The sequence below is a fragment of the Brucella haematophila genome, from assembly GCF_005938105.1.
GTDB classification, from domain to species: domain Bacteria; phylum Pseudomonadota; class Alphaproteobacteria; order Rhizobiales; family Rhizobiaceae; genus Brucella; species Brucella haematophila.
Genome location: NZ_VCPE01000009.1, coordinates 23,969 through 43,825, shown reverse-complemented (window position 1 = coordinate 43,825; position 19,857 = coordinate 23,969). Strand labels below are relative to the sequence as shown.

Genomic DNA, 19,857 nt, shown 5'->3' with positions numbered 1-19,857 from the left:
TTTGTCCAGCCACACACGCATGGTTATTTCCCCTCCCAGACGCCTTTGGCTTTCAGGCTGTCGGCAAGGTCTTTTGGAACATAATTTTCGTCGTGCTTGGCAAGCACGTTGTCGGCGCGGAACACGCCGTCCTGTCCGAAACGCCCTTCGGCCACCACGCCCTGCCCTTCACGGAAAAGGTCTGGCGGAATGCCCTCGAACACGACTTTCACGGTCTTGATCGTATCAGTGACCGTAAAGCGCAGCTCGCTGCCCTCGCGGCTGACCGAGCCTTCCTCGACCAGACCGCCAAGGCGGAAGCGCGAGCCCGAGGTCAATTCCTGTTCCGTCAGGTCGGCGGGCGTGCGGAAGAACCGGATGTCCTGATTGAAGGCCATCAGCATCAGCCCCACCGCCACGGCCAGAACCGCCAGCGCGCCGCCGATCAGCATCAGGCGCTTGCGTTTTCTCTGGCCAATTGTCCGGGCAAGGCTGCTGGCCGGCTTCGGCTTACGTGTGTTTTCTTCTGCGGTCGCGCTCATTTTTGTGCCTCTAGGCCCAAGCCGGATGCGAAGCTGCGAAGCTCGGCCCGCTGCTCATCCGCAAGGGCAGTCATGCCCCGGTTCAGGGCATCAAGCGCCGCATCGCGGCGATGCAGGATCATATAGGAGCGCACGAGACGCTTCCAGTCTTCGACATCCCCGCTATTCTGGCGAAGACTTTCATCCAGACGTTGAACCATGCCCTCAATCATCGCCTGACGATCTTCCGTCGATAGGGACGAAGCCGCCTCGATATCATCAGATGACGGGCCTTTTTGCTGGGTCGGCTGATTGTCCGAAGGATTGCTCAACCGCGCAATGGCCTGCTCGACCTGACCGCGCCAGGGAGCATCGGCTGGGGCCTTGTCCAGAAGCGTCTTGAGACGGGCAATCGCTGCATCCGGGCGACCATCCTGCATCTCGCCTTGCGCAAGATAGAATTGCGGACGCGGATCGTTCGGATCAAGTTCAACTGCCTTGTTCAGGAACGACTCTGCCTCGGCAGTGATCGTGCCGCCCGAAACGGCGGCAAGCCCTTCCGCCAGACCCAACAAGCGCGGGAAATTTTCACCGTCAATGCGGATGGAAGAACGATAGGCATTTACCGCATCGGCCGGGCGACCAAGACGCATGTAGATCGGCGCAAGCACATCCCAGCCGCGCGCATCATCGGGATTTTTCGCCAGATGCGCTTCCGCCCGCGCCACGAGTTCATCGACAGAGCCGCGATCAGGATTGTCGGAGAGACGCCCGGCAAGCGGCATGGACGGCACGTCCGGCTTGCCGAAAAGCGGATAGACGCCCCATGCGATCAGCGGCACGGCCAGCACGGCGACCAGTGCCAGCACACGGCCAGATCCCGTAGATTGTGCTGCTGCGTTTGCGGCGTCCTGACTCTCTTTTTCGGCACTCAGAATACGGCGGGAAATTTCAATCCGCGCCTGTTCGGCGCTCTGCGCATCAATCATGCCACGGGCGGCATCTGCTTCGACTTCGCGCAGCTGATCACGATAAACCTCGAGATCATTCTTTTCGGCAGGCAAAAAAGCCTGCTTGCGCCGCGTGAGAGGCAACAAGACAGCCAAAGTGGCTGCTAACGTCAGTAATGCTGCAATCAACCAAAATCCCATGGCTACGACTTAAGCGTAGGCATGGGAAAAACCAACCAATACCTGTCACAACTGGCCGCCTAGGGCAATTCGCCGCAAAGGCGCGCTCGCGGTTCCAATGGCCTGTTTGCGACAGATCAGGTCAGCGGCGTCCAGCTGCCGTCCGTATTGCGGCAGGCGGTACCACGCACGGTTTGCTGCGAACCGCCAATATCGAAAGTATGCGAATATTGGCGGCAGTTCTGTGAGCCGACCTGATAAGGCTGGGCAGCAGTCACATCACCGGAATTCGATCCGGCGCTCCAGGAAACGGCTTTGCCCGCCGGAGAATATTCGAGCGCGCGATACTCGGCTTCCAGCGCCTTTCTCCGATCGGTCGGGCTGAGCTGGTTTGCCGTATTGCCAAGCAAGCCGTTGCCCAGTGACGAGAGCAGGCTCGATTCCAGTTTGGCTGATGATGACGATCCGCCAAGCGACGTCAGCCCTCTGCCACCGCCCGATGTTCCGCATGCCGACAAGACCATCGACAGAGCGACCAAGGCTGGGACGACCAGAGCCGGAGAAGAAAACCTGAATTTCATCATCATAACAAACCGGCCCTCATGAACCAATGAGCTTGCATATGATCGCATCATGCGATCCTTAAATGTCAGCGTCTTAGAGCATTCTCAGCAAAAGTGCGAAAGCGTTTTGCATGCGTAAATGCTAAAAAGCAAAGACATCGCTTTAGCTTAAATCGCAACCTTAATCTTCCGCAAGCGGCAACACGGTACGAACGCGCAAGCCTCCCATCGGACTTTTGTCCAGATGCAGCTGCCCACCATATTCGCGAACCGTATCCTGCACGATGGCAAGGCCCAGACCAGTGCCCGGCTTGGTTTCGTCCACACGGCTGCCGCGTTTCAACGCCGCTTCAATCTTGTCAGCCGCAAGCCCCGGCCCATCATCCTCGATTACGATTTCGAATAGCCTTTGCCCATCCAGGGCGGCCCCCACGGTGATGCTCACACGACGGCTCGCCCATTTCCCTGCATTTTCGAGAAGGTTGCCAATGATTTCCTCGAGGTCTTCCTTTTCGCCAGCGAAGATCGCGTGCGGGAGATCATTGCGCAAGCTGACATGGAGCGCAGGGTTGAGCTTGGCGGTTACCCGGTGCATGCGCTCCATCACCGGCGCGACAGACGTGCGGAAAACCACGCTGTCCCGCTGCGCGGCAATGCGCGCGCGTTGCAGATAGTGCTGGATCTGCACCTGCATCGCCTCGCTCTGCTCCTGCACGACGCGCCCCTGATCGCCGCCAATGGCACGGCCTTCATTGACCAGCACAGAGAGCGGTGTCTTCAGCGAATGGGCGAGATTGCCAACCTGCGTTCGGGAACGCTCGACGATTCGGCGATTGTTTTCGATCAGCGCATTCATTTCGCGGGCAAGCGGCGCGATTTCCATCGGCAGCGAGGCATCGAGCTTCGATGAGCGTCCCTCGCGAATATCGGCAAGCGCTTGACGCACTTTATCCAGCGGGCGCAAGCCGAACAGGATGATTGCCGCATTGATCAGGATGCTGCCGATGCCGAACACGGCAAGATAGGCGGCAAGCTTTGTCCTGAAATCGGAAATCTCATTCATGACTTCGCTGAGATTGCCCATCACGCGGAAGCGGGCCACGCGGCCAGAATTATCCAGCACGACTTCCGTTTCGACGATGAAAAGCTCTTCGCCGTTAAGCCCCGGCAAGGAATAGCTGCGCATGAAGGAACTGTCGAAAGGCGCCTGTGTTATCGGCATTTCCGGGACGATGCGTCCAATCAGCGATGGCGATTCCAGCTTGCCGCTCATATTGGGTGCGATCGGGTCCACCGACCAGTACCAGCCGGAAAGCGGGCTGGAATAGCGTAACTCGCCCAGCTCCGGTCGTCCCTGAAGCACGCCTTCCGCCGAAACGCTGACAGCGCCGACGAGGCTGAACAGATGCGCGGTGAGAAGCCGTTCGAAATTGCTGCGCGCGGCATCACTATAAAGCGAGCCGATGAGGGTAGCGACCACCACCAGCGCCGCAATCACCCACAGCGTCGACAATGTGACAACGCGAACGGCGAGAGAGCGGAGCGATGGGATGACGCGAAAACGCTTCAGTTGTCGTTCCCCTTTGGATCAGTTCCGGCATCGGAGCGCATACGATAGCCCATGCCACGCACGGTCTCGATGAGATCGACGCCCATCTTCTTGCGGAGGCGCCCGACGAAAACTTCAATCGTATTGGAATCGCGATCGAAATCCTGATCGTAGAGATGCTCCACCAGTTCCGTGCGGGAAACCACTTCATCCATATGATGCATGAGGTAGGACAGAAGCCGATATTCATGCGACGTCAGCTTCAGCGACACGCCATCGATACTGGCCTTGGAGGTCTTGGTGTCGAGATGCAGCGGGCCGCAGACCATCTCCGACGAGGCATGTCCGGCAGCACGGCGGATGAGCGCACGAAGCCGGGCCAGAACTTCCTCAATATGAAAAGGCTTGGCGACATAATCGTCCGCACCGGCATCGATACCGGCAACCTTGTCGCTCCAGCGATCACGGGCGGTCAACATGAGGACGGGCATGGCGCGCCCGTTGCGACGCCAGCGTTCCACAACGCTGATGCCGTCGATACGCGGCAGGCCTATATCGAGAATCACCGCATCATACGGTTCCGTATCACCCAGAAAGTGGCCTTCTTCACCATCATAGGCGCTATCGACCACGTAACCTGCGGCAACCATCGCATCGGAAAGTTGCCGGTTCAGGTCCTTGTCGTCCTCAACAATCAGGATACGCAAGCGGGCTGTCTCCCTTCAACGGATCATATGCAACGGAAAAGCTGGCCTGCCTGTGACAATGCAAACCAGACATACCGGGCAAACCGGCTTCAAAACCCATACCGGGAATTTTATCGATTGGGCACAGCCACTTCGACGCGGCGCGGACGTTCGCCGTCGCGGCCCGGAACGAGCACGACGACAACACAGACCGGCGCGCCGTTCTGAGTAGAAGGCGTGGCCTTGGCAAGTTGCCCGCCTTGTTTGGCGGCAACCTGTTCGCCCACGGCGGCACAGTCACCGGCAGCGGCGATCAGAAGATTGGAGGTCTGCGGCGCAGCAATCGGCATGGCGCCAGCATCGACAATGCCGCCGATGGGCAACAAGCCAAAACTCACCGCGAGAAGCGCGAAAACTTTGAGTGCAGAGTTCTTTTTCATCATGCCGCCTTGTATAGCGCACGACAGCTGAACGATGCATGAACAGGCTGTTCTCGCTATAGACCTTAAAGGATAATTTCCCTTTGCTATCACGCTTTGTGAAATTATGAAATGCGCGAAGTTGCCCTGATGCGACCGAATATCGTAACAATTCCAGCAATTGCAGCGGCTAGTTGCAGTAAAACATCCGTTAGCGCAACTTGATCGATAGCGCTGTCTGCGACCCCGAAAGCCCCCGCCAGCCCTAGAATAATCGAGGCTAGCCCCGCCCAAACGGTGCGGGAAAGATACCAGGCTTTGTCGTCTGTCATGTCGTTTCTCCAGGAAATTATAGGCCAGCCGCCAGATTGAGTACAGCCATATCACCCGCACCGATTTTCGTACTGACCATCGCAACGCGCAGATCAAACGCACCGACACCCACGTCAGCGGTGCGAATCGCTTTGGCATAAGTCCACGAGGGCGAAGTGGCCTGTTCGCGCCGTACGACAGCACCATTTTGCCAGACCTCGACCGTATAAAGCTCGCGCTCCTCGCCCAGCGGAATGTCTTCACCCAGCCAGCTGTCAGCGTCGATCCGCCCGCGCCGGGTCCAGATAAAAGCGAGATCGCCATTGGCCGCACGGTCAACTTTCAGATGAACCGGGCTCAACGGCGTCAGCCCACGCAGACCGCCGCTCTGTTGAACCGTGTCGAAATAGGCATCGGAGAAGGTTTTACCCGTAGTTCCGACGCGCCAGTTGAGTTGAAGCCCCAGCTCGGATGCCGAGAGGCCCACCCCGCTCACCGCCAAATCCAGCAAGATGAATGGCGTTTCAACCGGCTTGTCGACAAGCGCCGCTGCTTCCGTGCCAAGTTGCCCGCGCAACAGTCGTGACAAACGCCAGCGATTGGTGCCGACTTCCTCCGCATCGAGAAACTGGAATATTTCCCAGTCGCCATTGGACGCCTGCAACAGCCCGGTATTGGCCCCGTTCAGAATCTGGGCCAGCGGACGCGATTGCAGTTCACCGGCATAGAGCGTGACCTCGACGGAGTGCCCCTCCTGTAAACGCCCGCTTGGACCACCGGCAAGCGGCTCGGCAAGTTCGCCCATCACTGCCCGTTCCGTAATCCTCGCCCGCTCGGCAAAACCCTCGTCGGTCGGTGAGGCATAGACCGCCACACCGCGCCATGGCTTGGCATGGGCTGCAATGCGAAACTGCCCTGCGGGTTCTTCCGCCCCCGGCCAGAGCGGCAGGTCGACGAGATGAAAAGCCGGTTTCATGTCGATGGCCGGTCCGCCGGGCACTGCCTGCGGCGTCTCGCCCCGATCCGCAAAGACGATATTCGGGGCAAGCGCCGTCGTTTTGACTGTGCGAACCGAACCGTCATCAAGGCCGGTTATGACATAGTCACGCCCGCCGCCCAGCATATCGACGCGCAGCCGGTCTCCAACATGAAGCGACGCCGCCGACCATGGCAGTGAGAAGGACGCTGTTCGCCGTTCGGCATAGCGGCGCGCCATCCAGGTTTCAGCCAGTGCCGCCGCTTGCCCCTGCTCCATTGCTCCTGACAGGCTGATGCTCTCGCTGCCTTGCCCCTCGTCCCGACGCACCGCCGCACCGACCACCTGAAAGTCCCGCAGCGGATCGCTACAGTAAAACTCCACCGTCGCGGGCAATGTGCCAAGGTCTTCCAGTTCGGCCGTAAACGCTTCGCCTTCATCGGGCTGTACCAGCATGTCGTTGATCGAAATGGCTGACGATGCCCGCGCTATGCTCCTGAACACGAACTGACCCGCCTGCTCGAAGCCATGCACGCCGAAGACGTTCAGAAGCGGCTCCAGCACACCCCGTGCTGTCGATGATTCCGAAATGGTGAAACCAGCGAGATAGCCATGCGCGCTAGAACAATCGGCCTGCGGCAGACCGAAATCGGTAAGAATCGCCGCAATCAACTCGTCCAGCGCGACACCGCTCAGACGCCCGTTCAGCCAATGGCCGAGACGCCAGTTGGCGGTATCGCCCCAGGTACTGCTGGCGAGCGGGAATTCCGGAAAAGGTCGCGTGTCCCACGCCCAGAGATAGATGCGGTCCATATCCAGCATCGGTCCGCCATAGACGGGCGACACAGCATTGGCCGTTGGCCAGTGTTGGTAATGGGCGCGCAGAAACCGCTCCATGGCGGCATCGGAGCGTGATCCATTCGAGAAATAGGGCGTGGCATTTTCCGACGACTTCGGATCTGGAAAGACATTCGGCTGGTTCGGCCCCTTGTCCACCGCCGGACACCCAAGCTCCGTAAACCAGATCGGCTTCGACTGCGGTATCCAGCCGGTCGGGCTTGTCGCTTCAACCCCGTCAATTCGGTTGAAATGCGGATTGCTCCACCAGGCGCGAATATCCTTGTAGCGATAGACCCAGGGCTTTCCTGCCAGCCCATCGGTGATCGGCGTGCGCTGTCGCGCACTGCGATTGCTGTAGCTGGCATAATACCAGTCATAGCCCTCGCCAGCCTCGATTTGGCTGGTCAGCCCGGCGAAATCATACGGCCCGTCGAAACCGTCCGGATTGCCACCGTCGAGATCGCCATCGCGCCAATCGGCAAGCGGCATGTAATTATCGATGCCAATGGCGTTGATGGCCGGGTGCGACCAGAGCGGATCGAGATTGAAGAACAGATCGCCGGTCCCGTCCTGCGCCTGATAGCCGAAATATTCCGTCCAGTCCGCGCCATAGGTGATGTGGCAGGCGCTGCCCAGAAGCTCACGCATTTCTGCCGCAAGCGAACAAAGGCTCGTCACGAATGGAAAGCTTGTCCGCCCGTCACGAATGCTGGTGAGGCCGCGCAATTCCGAACCGATCAGGAATGTATCGACACCGCCCGCCTGCATCGCCAGATCAGCACAATGACGCAGGAACCGTCGATAACCCCATTCGCCTTCGACGAACGCTGTCACCTGATTTGCCGCCTCTGGCGTCTTGTCCGGTGTACCGACGAAACCGATTGCGGGGTGACAGGTTATGCGTCCGCGCCACGGATAGACCGGCTGCCCGACCCCGTCATAGGGCGAAGGCAGCGTATTGCCTGCCGGAACATCCATCATGATGAACGGATAGAGCGTCACGCTTAGGCCCCGTGCCTTGGCATCGAGAATCGCCGCGACGACGCTTTCGTCGGATGGCGTGCCACCATAGGCCGAGCCGCTGCCATTAGTAGAGATCAGATGCGCGGCTGATCGCGCAACATTTTCCACCTTCCAGACGTGGCTCGGCTTGCGCACCGAAAGTTCAGTCACGCCGGGTCGAATATGGCAGAAGCCCGCCCTGAGATCGTCGCCAAACCATGGCACCACAATTGCGACATGGCGCAGGCCGGGACAAAGCGCCTGCAATTCATCAAGCGCCGCTGTCCAGTCGCTGCGGGCGCGCACCGCATTGCGGTTCAATGATCGCGTGGTTCCCGGTGTCGGTTCGTCGGTAACAGGATCGGGCATCAGTCCGAATTCCGTCGAACCGGGAATGAGCGCCACCGCACGCAGGTCTCGCGCGACCTTGCCGACCGGGCGCACCACTTCGAACTCGAATTGCGGCAGCCGGTTGCCATAAGTGTCGAGCGGGATGCGCTCGAACACCACATAGGCCGTACCGCGATAGGCAGGCGCATTGCCGGTGCCCTGCTTGGCCTCGATCAGCGGATCGGGCTGCTGCGTTGCATCACCGCGATAGACACGCATTTCAATTTCGGTGAGATCAAGTTCCTGTCCATCGGCCCAGACCCGACGAATGAACGCGATCTCACCTTCGGCCACCGCATAAGCGGCATTGCCGAAATAGCTGTAACTCGTAACCTTCGCCCCGCCCTTGCCGCCCTGCCGTTCCGTGGTAGCACTTTCCTCGAAACGGGTCGCCCAGATCAACGTGCCGGAAACGCGCGCCGTGCCGTAGATGAAAGGCAGGCTGGCACCTTCTTCTGCTGTCACGACACGACCGCTGGAAAGTCTTGCGCCTTCGCTGTGGCGGGTGGAATTGATCAGCGCCGTGTCGATGCTATAGCCGGCCATGGCACCAAGGCCCGCGCCAAGCGCCGCGCCAACCGGGCCGAATATGCCGCCGATGGCAGCACCTGCGGCTTGCAGAACGATTGTCGCCATGGGTCAGTCTGTCCTTTCGGGGAAAATGAAAATGCCAGCCACGCGCCTGCGCCATTGCGGCACCAGCGCTGAGGCCAGAACGCCATGCCCCTCATAGGCATGGATGAAGCGGTTCTCGCGGCTCATAATGCCAAGATGTTTCGCCGCCACATCGACCCGCCAGCGGAAGACGATCAGGTCGCCCGGCAGCGGCTCACCGGTCTCGCGCCGGGCCATGTGCCGGGACGCGGCGTCGAGCAGCCGGTCTGTGGCTGTCACCTCGCCCCAGTCGGGCGCATAGGCGCCAGCATCTTCCGGCTCGCGGCCATACAGCGCCCGCCAGATGCCGCGCACCAGACCAAGACAGTCGCAGCTCACGCCAAGCGTCGATGCACCGTGTCGGTAGGGTGTGCCGAGCCAGCGTTCGGCCTCGATGAGAATCCGTTCGGCCATCGTCATTGGACCAACGCGCTCCCGTCATATTCCTGATCACCGCTGACATAAGTGTAAGCGGCATCATTGCCCGGCAGATGCGGGAAGCCACGAAAATTGACACCATTGGCAAACTTTGCCTTGCAGGTGGCAAAGCTCTTGTCGCAACCCGCGACCACGCGAAAATTGTCGCCTGCCGCAATAGGCGAAACCGGCGGTTCGCTGAGGCGCAATGTGGTGCCGCTGTGATCCAGCACACGTATTTTCGCGCCGACATTGCTACCGCTTGTCCAGGTGAGATAACCGTTCGCAAACCAGCCCGATGCAAAGGCGGTAAGTTCCGTCGCCGTCAGTTCCGTGCTGCCCGCCGTGACGACAACGCCGCCCGCAAAATAAAGCGGGTCGTCAAGGTTCACCCCGCAGCGCCCATCCCCCAGACTTGCATCGCAAAGGCGCATGATCCGCCTGCCGCGCACCGCGTCGAACAGGGCGGCAACGCCTTTCAGCTCCATGACGAAGCTTGTGCCCGAACGGCTGATCTTTGCTGCCGTCCAGCGGCGCAACAGCATGAACTGATCGGGCGCTGACCAGTTCACCAGATAGACCTCTATGGCCGCCCCGTCATAGCGTCCGTTTTCAATATCCGCGTCACTGATTTTGGCGGATGACAGCGCGCCTTCAACCTCACCGCCTGCGATGGAAAGGCCGAGCGTGGTCGAGGCTTCGGAACTGTTCATTCCGGTCTGCGGTTCACAGGCAACGCCATTGATCGAGAGCGTGCGGTCATGATCGGTGAAACCCTGAACCAAGCCGTCCTGACGGCGGATAATCCAGGCGAAGCAATGGGTTGTCACCTCGCCCTGCAAATGTGATTCAAGCGCTGCCGGAACCGGGATCATGACTTCACCTCGATGATCGGAATGGACGGGATTTCGCCAGCGCGAAACGAAGCTATGCTGGCTGTCAGGCGGTCGGTGTCGAAGCGCACGGCCACATCAAACAGAAAGCCAGCCGTCACCACCGCACTGACACCCGGCACATAGCTCGGTGAAAATGTGATCTGCCCCGTTGCAAGATCGACCGTGAAGGCCTCGCCTTCCTGCATATGCACGCCATTGACCCCGACCGTCACCGAACCGGCGACTGGGCGCGTCACAGGCCGGTCATAGGTCTCGTAGCTTTTGATCAGCTGGAAGCCCGTCGTCGCGCCGTCGCCGACGCCCAATTTCTGATCGAGATAGGTCGGCGGAATATTGCCCGGCGCTGACGAATAGTCTAAAGGATCGCGGAACCGGAAAGCATAAAGCGACCCGCGCCGCGCCTCGAAAAAGGCGAGCACGGTTTTCAGATCGTCCAGCGAACGCAGACCCGTGCCGACATCGAAATGGCGGCGTGAATGCGCCCAGCGCGCATTGCGCTTTTCCAGACCCGAGGTGAGCGCGACAATCTCGTTGCGCCATTCCGGCCCGCCCGTTGCCCCGAAGGAAACGCCGAGCGGAAAGCGCACATCATGGAAGGCGTCCGTCATACTCACAATCTCCTTGCGCCACGACGCACCGCACCCGCCAGCATGGTCGAAACCTGCGCTTCGGATTTCCTGAACGACGATGCATCCGGCGATGTCATGTTGAACACGACCTGCACCGGACTGCCGCCGCCGCCCGTGGCCACGCCAAGGCGGCCATCAGCCCCCCGTGCCAGCGGCAGGATCGCTTCCGCACCGGCTTCACCCGTCAGGCCAAGCGAGCCGGACCCCATGCCGAAATAGGTCGGGCTGGACACGACCCCGCCCTTGGCAAAAGGCATGATCGAACTGATGCCGCTCGTCAGCCCGCCAATTGCCGATGAGGCGAGGCTTTGCAGCGGCTGCAAACCTGCCGACAAGGCCGAACCGGCCAGACTGCCCGCGAGGCTGCGCAACACATCCTCCAGCCCCTGGCCGGAGGTGATCGCTCCTTTCAGCGCCGAAGTCAGGCTTCGGCCAAAGCTCGACGAGCGCTTTTCAAGATCAGTCAAGGCGCGGTCGAACGCGCTTGTATCCGCATCGACAGATACGGTTACGGTTTCGTCAGTCATGAGATTACCTGTTGAGATTACCCGTCCGGGAAAGTGCGCATCAGCGCATCAAGCGCATGGCGCGTGGGCGCATCGCGTTGTGGCGCAATGGGTCCGAGAGCTGCCGCCAGTTCACGCGGGGTCATGGACCAGAAAGCCTGTGAGGAAAGCCGCAGCAAACCGAAACCCGCCCGCATGACCTCATCCCATGGAAAAGGTTTTGGCGAAGATTCCGATTCAACTGCGGCTCTCAAGGGTTTGACGAAGAATCGCTTTCCAGCTTTTCAGATGTGCCAAAAGTGGCGGTCAAAAGCGACGCGACGACGCTAGCGAAACCGGCTGCACCGCCTTCGGCGCGCATATCAGCGACATCTTCCTCGCTTACGACATGGCCACCACCACGCAGGCCCGCGCAAAGAATACGCAACATATCGCGGGCCGACAGCCGCCCTGTCGAAAACCGCGCGATCAATTCGGAAAGATTATCCGCTTCGAAAGCTGTTTCCAGCTCGGCAAGCGCGCCCAAAGTGAGACAGAGAATCCAGTCACGACCATTGAGCTTTGCGGCGACTTCGCCGCGATGGCGGTTGGCCATCATAGGGCGGCACCGAAGGCCATATAGCCCGCCGATTCCAGTGCAATCTCGAAGGTCATTTCGGCGTCGTGATCGCCGCCATATTCAAGCGCCGTGATTTGAAACGGCCCACTGACGGAGCCGAAGTCCGGCAGCACAATTTGCCAGTCGCGTATCTCGCCGTCGAAGAACAGGTCACGCACCAACGCATCCGATCCGGCATCCTTGAAAATACCCGATCCGCTGACCGAAACGCGCTGTACACCACTGCCCGCCAGAAGCTGACGCCAGCGCCCGGTGGAATCTGCGTCGGTCACATCGACGGTTTCCGCATTGAAGGCAATCCGCTTGGTGCGCAGACCCGCGCATGTTTCAAAGCTGCCATCGCTGCGCACTGTCTTGAGCAAGATATCCTTGCCTCTTTGAGCCGCCATTCATTTCTCCTGGATGAGAGCACATCCCGAAAAGTGTGAAACGGTTTTCGGAAAAGATGTGCGTTAAAACAGATGGATAGAGCGCCGATCTGATAAAATCAGATCGAAACGCGCTCTATAATCAAAGGCTCGGTCACCGCGCGATAGCGCATCGTACCGAGATAGCTGCCAAGACCGTCCGTGTTACGAGCGATCACTTCGGTCAGCATGAGATTGACGAGATGATGCCCGTCCACCGTAACCGGCGGTCCCTCGTCGAGGCGGCTTGCGATCCTGGCAGCGATGTCCAGAACGCGCTTACGCCCGCTTTCCTTCGCCCATATCTGTATGTTGACGAAATGCTCGTCGCCCTTTTCGCTGGCGGTGCTCCAGTCGCGGCTGGATGTCTCGCCAAGCGTGACATAGGGAAAGGGTGTTTTCGGTGGCACATGATCATAGATCCGCTCGCCGCCGAGTGTTTCTTTCAATCCGTCGTCATCTTTCAGGGCGTCAAAGAGCGCCCTCTGTAATGCTGCCGCTCCAAGTTCCATCCGGGCCCCCGCTGGAAGTTACCGTTCCGGTATTTGAGATCGTCTCCGCGCCAGCGCTGCGCGCTTGCGCCTGTCTGTCAAAAATCAGATCATCGCTGACCGCCAAAGCCTTCCAGCGCAGCGCCCGCACCAGACCGTCTGCCGTCAGTTTCATGGCAATATTCATCGTCCCTCCTCGACCGCCAGGCAGACGAGATAGCGCCCGGTCTCGTCCGGATCGTGCACCGCACTGAGCCGGAACAGACGTGCACCCTTGCGCAGCCGCATGGCGGTTGAAATATCGTCGCGAAACCGCAGCAGGATGCGGTGCGTCACCTGTGGCTGCGGTCGTGTGCCGAAATCGCGCTGCGCCACGGAAACGGGTTCAATCCGTCCCCAGACCGTCGCGATTTCCACCCATGTTTCAGCATAACCGCCCATCCCGTCGGCCACCGGCTGCAACATTTCCAGAGCCAGCTCGGCAGTGAGCTGGCCCGGATCGATGAAGAGCACATTGTTCATAGAGAAATCCGTCGCCAGCCATCGACCATCTGGTTGACCATCGGCGGAAAAGACACCGCCGCAGAACCAGCATCGACGCCTGCGCGCGATTCATAGAGATGGGCGACGAGGCTCAATATGGCCTGCTTCAGCATCTCGGGCACCAGATCGGCGGTAGCGCCGAAGCCCGCCACGAAATCCACCTCGATACCATTGAAGGTTGGGGCGTCAGGATAAGGCGCCATGTAGAGGCGCTGCGGACGACGCCCAAGCTGCAGCTCGAACTCCTCCGGCGCAAAGCTGATCGCCGTGCCATCGGCACGATAGGCGACCACTTCAGTCACGGCTGAAACCGGATACTTGAACAGGGCCAGACGGCCCGAGCGGGGCCAGCGATCCACGCGCAGCCGCCACATCTGGTCAATCAGCGCGAGGCCGGTTTCAGCTTCCACCAATTCCCGCGCCGTCTTGATCAGCCGCTCCAGAATGGTGTCTTCGCTTTGTGTCGAGATACGCAAAAATGTGCGTGCGTCTTCGATCGTCACCGGCTCGACTGCCGGCGGCGTGACAAGAAACATTGTCATGGAATTTCCCCTAAACGATAACTTTCAAATCAGTCAGTTACACATAACGCCCTCTACAAGTTTCACCTCTCGCGAGCGCAAAACCACCTGCCAAAACCGGCAGTGGGGCTTCAAAAGACCTGCAAAAAATACCAGCCGGTCTAAGACTTAAGCTGCGAATGTCAGCAGCTTGATCGCGTCGAAATCCTGGACACCACCGCCGACTCGCTTGGTGGTGTAGAACAGGACATAGGGTTTTGCGGAATATGGATCGCGCAACACGCGCGCACCGATTCGGTCGACAACCAGATAGCCGCGTCCAAAATCGCCAAATGCGATAGCCGGAACATCGGCTGCAATGTCCGGCATATGCTCGGCCTCGACCAGTCCGAAGCCCATCAGCGATGCCTTGTCGCCAATGGCGGATGGCGGCTGCCAGAGATAGTTGCCGTCCTTGTCCTTCAGCTTGCGCAACACGCTCTGCGTCTTGCGGTTCATGACGAAATTGGCGTTCTGACGATAGCCCGCCTTCAGCGCATAAATCAGCTCTATCAGCTTGTCCGAAGGATCGGTCGCCGGAAGAGCACCATCAACGCCGGTGGCAATATGGCCAAGCTTGCCCCACTCCCAGGCGCTTTCCGCCACACTGTCGTAGTTCAGGAAGCCGCGTGGCTTGTTGACCCCGTCGCCATTGACGAAGGCGGCGCCTTCCTGCTCGGCGAAGGCGGTTTCCACCTCCTCGGCAATCCACTGTTCGACATTGATCGCCGCATCGTCGAGGAGTGCACCCGTTGCCGCCGGCATGGCGTAGATTTCCATGGTCGGGAACTGCAATTCGGCGAGTTTAGCCGATGCGGTCTGCGGACGGGCGTCCGTTTCGCCAACCCAACCCGTTGCCGGACCGGTGATAGAGAACGGCTTTTTCAGAATAGCGCCGGAGACCTGACGCACGCCGGAAATGCCGCGGATCGGCGACAGTACGGCCAGCCTGCGACCGATTTCGGTTTCAAGCTCGGCAGGCACCAGATAGCCGCCATCCGGACCCGAAGCATAGGAATGCGCCTTCTGCTCGATGCCGCGCAACGTCTGCTCGTCACCGCGACGCACATAACCGTCAAAGGCCTGCTTGTGTTCGACATTGCCAACAACAGAAGCCCCGCCCAGTTGCGGACGCGACTGCCGCGACACGTAACTGTCGAGTGCGTGCTTCTGCTCATCGAGCGCACGATTGATGCGCTCGACCTTTTCGGTCAGAAGCACGTCCACGCCCGCATGTTTCTCAACCTTCTTGAGCCGCTCGTCATTGGCATCGCGGAAGGCCGAAAACGCCGTCATGAATTCTTCGAAAGCCTCGCCGACATCGCCATTCTGAAGCGGGTTCGAGACAAGCGACTTCGTTTCCACGCTCTTGGTTTCAAGCGGGATGCTATGGTTATTTTCCATGGAGTTCCTGTTTAATTGGAGATTGTTTTGGCGGCATCGCGCATACGCTGCGCAAGACCGGCTTCCTCATGCCGGATGGCGTCCCGCCCTATCCGGTTGTCGCCGAGCGCCGCATAGCCCTTGGCTATGACGGTTCGTGCGCTCGCACGGCTCAGCCCCGCATCCCGCGTGAGCCAGCGTTCGAATTCCCTGATGCTGGGCAAATCCGATTTGACCTGACCGATGCGCGCCTGCGGCAACATCGGAAAGGTTACCACCGAGATTTCCCAGAGATCGGCTTCCAGAATATGGCGTAAACCGGTGCGCGCATCCTTGCGCGCCTTCACCGTGCGAAAGCCGATGGACAGTCCGTCAATCCCGCCGGAGCGCAGCAGATCGAGTGCCTCGCGGGCCCGCGCCACGCCCTTGGCAAGCCTGCCTTCGACATAGAGCCCACGCGCGTCTTCCCGTATCTGCGTCCAGACACCGATTGGCTCCGCCGCATCATGCTGCCACAACATGCGAATGCCCGAGGTGCCGCGTTCGCGCAGAGCACGGCTGAAAGCGCCGCGCTCAATCACGTCGCTGCCCAGATCAGCCAGTCCGAAAATGCTGGCATAGCCGGAAAAGCTGCCGTCGATCTCGACATCTTCCAGCGCCAGCGAAGCACGCTTGGTTTCAAGCTTCAGATCAGGCTTCGCCATCGGTGCTCCTTTCGGCAGGAAGAATGCCCGGCAGGGCGGCATGTTTGAGCCTTTCGCTGAAACGCTTGAACACGCCCAGCGCCGACCATGCCGCAAGGCTGGCTGATGCCGACCCCATCAGCATCAGTTCAGCCCGCCCGAGTGCGGCGTCGAGCGCCAGCGCTTCCGCAATCTTGACGCCCGCCGCACCGCCAAAAACCATGCCGCAGATAATGCCGACAGCGAAGCGGACCGCCGCCTCGCGCCTGCCATGCGGCAGCATATAGGCAAGCGACACCGCCGAACCTGCAACAGCACCCGCCACCTTGGCGAACCACAACCACGCGGCGTCGGATGCAAAAACCGTGTCGTTCAGATTGCTCATAACGACCTCCTGCTTTTTGTTTGAGGCTGATAGCCGACGGCTTCGCGCTTCTCGTCGTCGTTGAGAAAAGGCGCGTCGGACACGCGCCGCCACAGCGCTTCACGCTCGGCGGAAAGCCCTTCAATGCGGTCGGCATCGTAGTCGAGGCGTAAATTCTCTCCGAAAAGTGGTCCCAGCCAATGGCTGAACGCCTTGGCCATGCGCCCCATCAAAGGCAGCACGGTCAGCCGGTAGAACGCCCGGTTGGCCTCGGCATAATTGGCATAGGTATTGTCGCCGGGAATGCCGAGCAGCATGGGCGGCACACCGAAAGCCAGCGCAATGTCGCGGGCAGCGCCATTCTTGGCTTCGATGAAGTCCATATCCTGCGGGCTGTAGCCCATCGCCTTCCAGTCGAGCCCGCCTTCCAGAAGCAGCGGACGCCCGGCGCCCGACGCGCCTGTATAGCCCTCTTCCAGTTCGGCCTTCAGCCGTTCGAACTGTTCCTCGGTCAGATTGCCGCCGTCCTTCGGCGCATAAACCAGCGCGCCGGACGGGCGCGCCGAATTGTCGAGCAAGGCCTTGTTCCATGCGCCCGCAGCATTATGCGTATCGAGCGCCATCAAAGCGGCCTCAAGCGGCGCGAAACCATAGATATCATCGAGCGGATGAAAAAGTTTCAGGTGCAAGCCCGCAGCCGTTTCAGCTCCAAGCGCAATGCGCCGTATCGTCGAGCCGGAACGATAGACCAGCGCCTGCGGCCAGCCATTGGCATCCGTTTCGACGCTGACCCGCTCCGGTTTCAGCAGATGCAGTTCCATCCGCCCGCTCGGCAGATCAACCCGCTCCACATAGGCATTGCCGGAAATCAGCAAATGGCCATAGAGCCTTTCCAGAAAGCTTGCCCCGTCCATGCCCGACTGCGGTGATGCGATCAGCTCCAAAAGCGGATGCGTGTCATGCTCCATGACGCCTTCATAAAGCAGCCATGGAACGCTGCTGGCCGCATCGGCAATCAGGCGCACACAGCGATGCGCGACCGGATTGCGCATGAAGCCCTCGCGCGCCAGCGTACTGTAATCCCGCGCAATCCACGACGCATTGCGCTCAACATGCAGCGCGACAAAACCGTTTGCCATTTTCCGCTCGCGTCCCGTGTTCACGGGTGCAGGCAGTCGCGACGCAGTTTCGCGCCCCGGCCTTTTCCAAGCCCAGTTCCAAGCCATAAAGCGGCCTCTCCAATTTTTCTAAAATTTAGCCAAACCGCCGGATGCGGGGCTTCAAATCCGTGCCCAGCATCAACTCGCCCAAGGCCCAGACCATCGCGTCGAGACGATCGGGCGACCGACCACTGGAAAGCCCTTCCGGCGCGAAATCGCACATCTCGTCTTCCAGCGCCTGAAACCGACCGGCATGCCGCACCCGCCCCTGCTCGTACAGGGCTGCGACAGGTTCGGCCCGCAACCATTTGCCCCGTGTTGCGTGGCGCTTCAGCACCGGCACGGAAGGATCTTCCGCCGCCAGCACCGCAGCCACCATCTCGCCGCCCTGATTAACCTCGGCGACAATCGTGTCGGCCTCCAGACGGTGATAAAGCGCGATGGCCTTGCGTGCCCATTGATGCGGTTTGGCCATGGACATGCTGTCATCGACGAGCACATGGCCGATCCCCTCCGCATCGATACCTGCCGCGACAATGCCGCATGCATCGGACGCCTTGCCCGACGAGGCCGGTGGATCGACCGCGACAACAATGCGGACCATTGGCGGTGCGCGTTCCTCGAAACCGCGCTCGATCAGATCGCGTGACCACAGCGCACCGGGGCGCTCCTCGATCAGTTCGCCGTCAAGTTCCTGTCGCCCAAGGCGCGTGCCCGCATAGCGACGGTTGATGGTCGCGATGAAACCATCGGCCAGATTGGCGGCGTTTTCATCGGTGCGCATATGCGTCATCGAAACACCGTCATCCGCCATCAGCGTTTTCAGCAGAGGCACCGCGCGCGGTGTCGTCGTGACTACCTGCCGTGGCGACGTCCCCAGACGCAGGCCGAATTGCAGCATGTCCCAGGTTTCCTGCGGATGCTTCCATTTCGCCAGCTCGTCACACCATGCGGCGGCAAATTGCGGCCCGCGCAAGCTGTCCGGATCTTCCGAAGAGAACAGCGTCGCCGTCGCGCCATTGTCCCAGATCAGGCGGCGGCGTGTCGCCTCGTAGCGCGGGCGGCTGAGCCGCGACACCGACAAAATCCCCGATGGCCCATCGACCATAACCTCCCGCGCATCGTTGAATGTTTCACCAACCAGCGCGATATGACCGCATGGCTTCTGGCCAAAAGGCGGCAGGCCAAGCGCCATGCCGGAAACCCATTCCGCGCCCGCCCGCGTCTTGCCGGAACCACGCCCGCCAAGAATGAGCCAGACCCGCCAGTCATCGGCAGGCGGTAATTGCGCGTCACGCGCCCGGAGAAGCCACTCCTCCACCGCCGCCATCACCTGCATTCGCGTCAAGCCCGCGCCCCAGGATTTCCCTTGCGCGCCTTTTTGCAAGTTCCTCAATTCTCCTGTCTATTCGAACCAAAGCCTGCCTCGCCTCGTTGACGCTGACCGTGGAATTTTCCTCCGAACGTATCGGGACGGCTGCTTCGGCAGAGAGTTCACCCACTGTCTTCACGGCCCTCGCCAGCGCCATCAAGGCTTCAGCCTTGCTTTTGTCCGGCAGTTCTTCCGCATCGAGCAACCGCTTCAATTCTGTCTGCAAACGTTCCAGCGCCGGATCGGCATTTGCCTGTGGTTTGAGCGCCGCGCCGGATGCCCCGACCAGCTGCAACCGGCGCAACCGCACCAGATAATTATCCAGCGAATAACCCAGCACCTCGGCCATTTCGGCAGTGTCGATGCCGTGGGTCGTCTGCAAACCATACGCAAGCCGGATACGCGCCTCGCTGCGCGCCTGTCTTGTTGTGATGTCCAACTGCGGCACCTGCGCTTGGAGCGCGTTGCGATCTGATTGGATCAGATCGGCGCTCCAATCCTTTGTTTTATCGCGCATCTATTCCTAAAACAGCTTCACACTTTTCGGGATGCGCTCAATAAAAAACCCCGGAAGCGCGAACGCCTGCGGGGTTATGAACATGTTTGGCTCGACAAGTTATTCCCGCAATCAGTGACTGCGGCTACACTTCTTCGACCGTAGCTAATGACTACCAAAGCACCGTTACGCAGTCAATGACTTTTTTCCTATTAAGCGAATATTTTCCTATTTTGTGTTATTGCGGCTCATTCCATTATTTTAGCTGATACTTAAGCAATCAGCGTACCCAGAGCGGGTGCGGCACCCT

Annotated in this window: 25 protein-coding genes; all 25 read right to left on the bottom strand. The window is 59.9% G+C overall.

Going from position 1 to position 19,857, the window contains the following annotated elements; genetic code table 11:
* Positions 1-23: 23 nt before the first annotated feature.
* Positions 24-521 (bottom strand): cytochrome c maturation protein CcmE, encoded by a 498-nt coding sequence (gene ccmE / locus FGI60_RS14115; RefSeq protein WP_138785753.1) that lies wholly within the window; start codon positions 519-521, stop codon positions 24-26.
* Entirely contained in the window at positions 518-1,651 is a 1,134-nt protein-coding gene (gene ccmI, locus FGI60_RS14110) for a c-type cytochrome biogenesis protein CcmI (RefSeq protein ID WP_138785752.1), read from the bottom strand. The genes ccmE and ccmI overlap by 4 nt, the downstream gene beginning before the upstream one ends.
* Before the next feature lie 116 nt (positions 1,652-1,767).
* On the bottom strand, positions 1,768-2,217 hold the full coding sequence (locus FGI60_RS14105) for a hypothetical protein (protein WP_138785751.1): 450 nt from the start codon (positions 2,215-2,217) through the stop codon (positions 1,768-1,770).
* Between the two features lie 157 nt (positions 2,218-2,374).
* Entirely contained in the window at positions 2,375-3,706 is a 1,332-nt protein-coding gene (locus tag FGI60_RS14100; protein ID WP_235889818.1) for an ATP-binding protein, read from the bottom strand.
* Between the two features lie 53 nt (positions 3,707-3,759).
* Complete coding sequence (locus FGI60_RS14095) at positions 3,760-4,449, bottom strand: response regulator transcription factor (protein WP_138785749.1); 690 nt, start codon at positions 4,447-4,449, stop codon at positions 3,760-3,762.
* A 110-nt stretch (positions 4,450-4,559) separates the two neighbouring features.
* Positions 4,560-4,868 (bottom strand): hypothetical protein, encoded by a 309-nt coding sequence (locus FGI60_RS14090; RefSeq protein WP_078340170.1) that lies wholly within the window; start codon positions 4,866-4,868, stop codon positions 4,560-4,562.
* A gap of 104 nt (positions 4,869-4,972) precedes the next feature.
* Complete coding sequence (locus FGI60_RS14085) at positions 4,973-5,179, bottom strand: hypothetical protein (RefSeq protein WP_138785748.1); 207 nt, start codon at positions 5,177-5,179, stop codon at positions 4,973-4,975.
* A 17-nt stretch (positions 5,180-5,196) separates the two neighbouring features.
* Positions 5,197-9,003 (bottom strand): baseplate multidomain protein megatron, encoded by a 3,807-nt coding sequence (locus FGI60_RS14080; protein ID WP_138785747.1) that lies wholly within the window; start codon positions 9,001-9,003, stop codon positions 5,197-5,199.
* Between the two features lie 3 nt (positions 9,004-9,006).
* Positions 9,007-9,441, bottom strand: coding sequence for an NlpC/P60 family protein (locus FGI60_RS14075; RefSeq protein ID WP_138785746.1), 435 nt, complete (start codon positions 9,439-9,441; stop codon positions 9,007-9,009).
* Entirely contained in the window at positions 9,438-10,313 is an 876-nt protein-coding gene (locus FGI60_RS14070) for a DUF2163 domain-containing protein (RefSeq protein ID WP_138785745.1), read from the bottom strand. Before FGI60_RS14070 ends, FGI60_RS14075 begins: the two co-directional genes overlap by 4 nt.
* Positions 10,310-10,942 (bottom strand): DUF2460 domain-containing protein, encoded by a 633-nt coding sequence (locus FGI60_RS14065; RefSeq protein WP_138785744.1) that lies wholly within the window; start codon positions 10,940-10,942, stop codon positions 10,310-10,312. Before FGI60_RS14065 ends, FGI60_RS14070 begins: the two co-directional genes overlap by 4 nt.
* Positions 10,943-10,944: 2 nt before the next feature.
* Entirely contained in the window at positions 10,945-11,490 is a 546-nt protein-coding gene (locus FGI60_RS14060) for a phage tail tape measure protein (protein WP_138785743.1), read from the bottom strand.
* 17 nt (positions 11,491-11,507) lie between these two features.
* Positions 11,508-11,723: a rcc01693 family protein gene (locus FGI60_RS14055; RefSeq protein WP_138785742.1), complete on the bottom strand. Its 216-nt coding sequence runs from the start codon at positions 11,721-11,723 to the stop codon at positions 11,508-11,510.
* Positions 11,720-12,067 (bottom strand): gene transfer agent family protein, encoded by a 348-nt coding sequence (locus FGI60_RS14050; RefSeq protein ID WP_235889816.1) that lies wholly within the window; start codon positions 12,065-12,067, stop codon positions 11,720-11,722. The genes FGI60_RS14055 and FGI60_RS14050 overlap by 4 nt, the downstream gene beginning before the upstream one ends.
* Positions 12,064-12,477, bottom strand: coding sequence for a phage major tail protein, TP901-1 family (locus FGI60_RS14045; protein ID WP_138785741.1), 414 nt, complete (start codon positions 12,475-12,477; stop codon positions 12,064-12,066). Before FGI60_RS14045 ends, FGI60_RS14050 begins: the two co-directional genes overlap by 4 nt.
* Before the next feature lie 98 nt (positions 12,478-12,575).
* Positions 12,576-13,007, bottom strand: a complete 432-nt coding sequence (locus FGI60_RS14040; RefSeq protein ID WP_138785740.1) for a DUF3168 domain-containing protein — start codon at positions 13,005-13,007, stop codon at positions 12,576-12,578.
* A complete protein-coding gene (locus FGI60_RS14035; RefSeq protein ID WP_138785739.1) occupies positions 12,967-13,173 on the bottom strand; it encodes a hypothetical protein in 207 nt (68 codons plus the stop codon). Before FGI60_RS14035 ends, FGI60_RS14040 begins: the two co-directional genes overlap by 41 nt.
* Complete coding sequence (locus tag FGI60_RS14030; protein ID WP_138785738.1) at positions 13,170-13,508, bottom strand: phage head closure protein; 339 nt, start codon at positions 13,506-13,508, stop codon at positions 13,170-13,172. The genes FGI60_RS14035 and FGI60_RS14030 overlap by 4 nt, the downstream gene beginning before the upstream one ends.
* Entirely contained in the window at positions 13,505-14,071 is a 567-nt protein-coding gene (locus FGI60_RS14025) for a head-tail connector protein (RefSeq protein ID WP_138785737.1), read from the bottom strand. The genes FGI60_RS14030 and FGI60_RS14025 overlap by 4 nt, the downstream gene beginning before the upstream one ends.
* Before the next feature lie 147 nt (positions 14,072-14,218).
* The gene (locus tag FGI60_RS14020) at positions 14,219-15,493 is read right to left on the bottom strand and encodes a phage major capsid protein (RefSeq protein ID WP_138785736.1); all 1,275 of its coding nucleotides are present in this window, start codon (positions 15,491-15,493) and stop codon (positions 14,219-14,221) included.
* A gap of 11 nt (positions 15,494-15,504) precedes the next feature.
* Positions 15,505-16,176 (bottom strand): HK97 family phage prohead protease, encoded by a 672-nt coding sequence (locus tag FGI60_RS14015; protein WP_138785735.1) that lies wholly within the window; start codon positions 16,174-16,176, stop codon positions 15,505-15,507.
* Entirely contained in the window at positions 16,163-16,540 is a 378-nt protein-coding gene (locus FGI60_RS14010; protein WP_138785734.1) for a DUF6107 family protein, read from the bottom strand. Before FGI60_RS14010 ends, FGI60_RS14015 begins: the two co-directional genes overlap by 14 nt.
* Complete coding sequence (locus FGI60_RS14005; protein ID WP_138785733.1) at positions 16,537-17,745, bottom strand: phage portal protein; 1,209 nt, start codon at positions 17,743-17,745, stop codon at positions 16,537-16,539. Before FGI60_RS14005 ends, FGI60_RS14010 begins: the two co-directional genes overlap by 4 nt.
* Positions 17,746-17,773: 28 nt before the next feature.
* Complete coding sequence (locus FGI60_RS14000; RefSeq protein ID WP_445433040.1) at positions 17,774-19,018, bottom strand: DNA-packaging protein; 1,245 nt, start codon at positions 19,016-19,018, stop codon at positions 17,774-17,776.
* Entirely contained in the window at positions 18,972-19,568 is a 597-nt protein-coding gene (locus tag FGI60_RS13995; RefSeq protein WP_235889815.1) for a hypothetical protein, read from the bottom strand. Before FGI60_RS13995 ends, FGI60_RS14000 begins: the two co-directional genes overlap by 47 nt.
* Positions 19,569-19,857: the final 289 nt, after the last annotated feature.

Coding starts and splice junctions, on each gene's coding strand:
- FGI60_RS14015 (WP_138785735.1), bottom strand. CDS start 16,176: ATGGCGAAGCCTGATCTGAAGCTTGAAACCAAGCGTGCTTCGCTGGCG.
- FGI60_RS14065 (WP_138785744.1), bottom strand. CDS start 10,942: ATGACGGACGCCTTCCATGATGTGCGCTTTCCGCTCGGCGTTTCCTTC.
- ccmI (WP_138785752.1), bottom strand. CDS start 1,651: ATGGGATTTTGGTTGATTGCAGCATTACTGACGTTAGCAGCCACTTTG.
- FGI60_RS14050 (WP_235889816.1), bottom strand. CDS start 12,067: ATGATGGCCAACCGCCATCGCGGCGAAGTCGCCGCAAAGCTCAATGGT.
- FGI60_RS14040 (WP_138785740.1), bottom strand. CDS start 13,007: ATGGAACTTGGAGCGGCAGCATTACAGAGGGCGCTCTTTGACGCCCTG.
- FGI60_RS14070 (WP_138785745.1), bottom strand. CDS start 10,313: ATGATCCCGGTTCCGGCAGCGCTTGAATCACATTTGCAGGGCGAGGTG.
- FGI60_RS14030 (WP_138785738.1), bottom strand. CDS start 13,508: ATGAACAATGTGCTCTTCATCGATCCGGGCCAGCTCACTGCCGAGCTG.
- FGI60_RS14010 (WP_138785734.1), bottom strand. CDS start 16,540: ATGAGCAATCTGAACGACACGGTTTTTGCATCCGACGCCGCGTGGTTG.
- FGI60_RS13995 (WP_235889815.1), bottom strand. CDS start 19,568: ATGCGCGATAAAACAAAGGATTGGAGCGCCGATCTGATCCAATCAGAT.
- FGI60_RS14000 (WP_445433040.1), bottom strand. CDS start 19,018: ATGCAGGTGATGGCGGCGGTGGAGGAGTGGCTTCTCCGGGCGCGTGAC.
- FGI60_RS14080 (WP_138785747.1), bottom strand. CDS start 9,003: ATGGCGACAATCGTTCTGCAAGCCGCAGGTGCTGCCATCGGCGGCATA.
- FGI60_RS14075 (WP_138785746.1), bottom strand. CDS start 9,441: ATGACGATGGCCGAACGGATTCTCATCGAGGCCGAACGCTGGCTCGGC.
- FGI60_RS14085 (WP_138785748.1), bottom strand. CDS start 5,179: ATGACAGACGACAAAGCCTGGTATCTTTCCCGCACCGTTTGGGCGGGG.
- FGI60_RS14005 (WP_138785733.1), bottom strand. CDS start 17,745: ATGGCTTGGAACTGGGCTTGGAAAAGGCCGGGGCGCGAAACTGCGTCG.
- FGI60_RS14105 (WP_138785751.1), bottom strand. CDS start 2,217: ATGATGATGAAATTCAGGTTTTCTTCTCCGGCTCTGGTCGTCCCAGCC.
- FGI60_RS14025 (WP_138785737.1), bottom strand. CDS start 14,071: ATGACAATGTTTCTTGTCACGCCGCCGGCAGTCGAGCCGGTGACGATC.
- ccmE (WP_138785753.1), bottom strand. CDS start 521: ATGAGCGCGACCGCAGAAGAAAACACACGTAAGCCGAAGCCGGCCAGC.
- FGI60_RS14035 (WP_138785739.1), bottom strand. CDS start 13,173: ATGAATATTGCCATGAAACTGACGGCAGACGGTCTGGTGCGGGCGCTG.
- FGI60_RS14045 (WP_138785741.1), bottom strand. CDS start 12,477: ATGGCGGCTCAAAGAGGCAAGGATATCTTGCTCAAGACAGTGCGCAGC.
- FGI60_RS14020 (WP_138785736.1), bottom strand. CDS start 15,493: ATGGAAAATAACCATAGCATCCCGCTTGAAACCAAGAGCGTGGAAACG.
- FGI60_RS14090 (WP_078340170.1), bottom strand. CDS start 4,868: ATGAAAAAGAACTCTGCACTCAAAGTTTTCGCGCTTCTCGCGGTGAGT.
- FGI60_RS14060 (WP_138785743.1), bottom strand. CDS start 11,490: ATGACTGACGAAACCGTAACCGTATCTGTCGATGCGGATACAAGCGCG.